We start from the raw sequence: 1,135 nt of genomic DNA, 5'->3' as shown, positions 1-1,135 counted from the left end.
CGACAATTGGGGGCTCATCCTTCAGACCCGGCCCGCGAAAGCCCGCCGCACCGCCACGGCCGCGGCCCATTGGGCGCCGCGCGCCTGCAGCAAGGCATCCTGCGCACGCAGCTGGCTGCGGTGCACGTCGAGCACGGTGTCCAGCCCGACGAGGCCGGCGTCGAACATCCGCTGGCTGCGGCGCGAGGCGTCGTTGCCGGCGCGCAGGGCCTGCTCCAGCGCGCTGGCGCTGGTGTCGGCAGCCGCCTGCTGCACCAGCGCGATTTCCGCATCGGCCAGGGCGCCGAGCATCGCCTTCTCGTACGCCGCCATGGCCTCCTCGGCCCGCGCTTCGTGGACGGCGATGTTCGAGCGGATGCGGCCCCCATCGAGGATCGGCAGCGACACCGTCAGCCCATAGCCGACGACCAGCGCGKGCGACGCACTCGCCCCGTCGACGGCCAGGCGCTCCTTGCGCCCGGCCCAGTCGAGCTGGATGCGGGGATAGAGGTCGCGCTTGGCCACGCCGAGACGCGCCGCGGCGGCCTCGACGGCGCGCGCCTGCAACTGCACGTCGGGCCGGCGCTCCAGCAGCTCTGCGGGCAGCGGCGCGGCAAGGCCCGCAGCCGGTGCGCCGGTGAAGGCGGCGCTGCCGAGCGCAGCCGTCGTCGAGGGCGCCCCGCCGCACAGCACGGCCAGTTGCCGCAGCCGGCTGCGCTGTGCGCCTTGCAGCTGGGCCGCGGCCGCCTCTTCCTGGCGCAGCTCGGCGAGGAGCCGGTCCGTGTCCAGCACGCTCGATTGACCGGCTTCGAAACGACGCCGCAGCACGTCGACCTGCCGCTGCAGCGTCGCGACGGCGTCCCGGCTCACGGCCTCGCGCTGCGCCAGCGCCTGGATCTCKAACCAGGCCGTGGCCACCTCGGCAGCGATCGCCACGCGCAGGGCCTGGTTCGCCAGCTCGGCGCCCTGCGCATCGCGCCGGGCCGCGGTGCCGGCCATCCCCTTGGCACCGAACAGGTCGAGCTCCCAGCTCGCACGGAAGCCGATCGACGTCACGTCGGCCTTCGGGTCCGCGCTCGAATCGCGCCCGCGGCTCGCAGCGGCCGCCAAGCCGAGCTGCGGCCGGCGATCCGCATCGGCCGCATCGACCCCGGCG

The 1,135-nt window shown here is 75.1% G+C and carries 1 protein-coding gene; it reads right to left on the bottom strand.

Features of this window, described 5'->3' with window-relative positions:
- Positions 1–21: 21 nt before the first annotated feature.
- On the bottom strand, positions 22–1,135 hold a 1,114-nt coding region (locus AC1D15_RS33545), incomplete at its 5' end, for a TolC family protein (protein ID WP_477829463.1).

The organism is Rhizobacter sp. P2_H2, from assembly GCF_056403375.1.
This window is presented reverse-complemented; position numbering and strand designations above follow the sequence as displayed.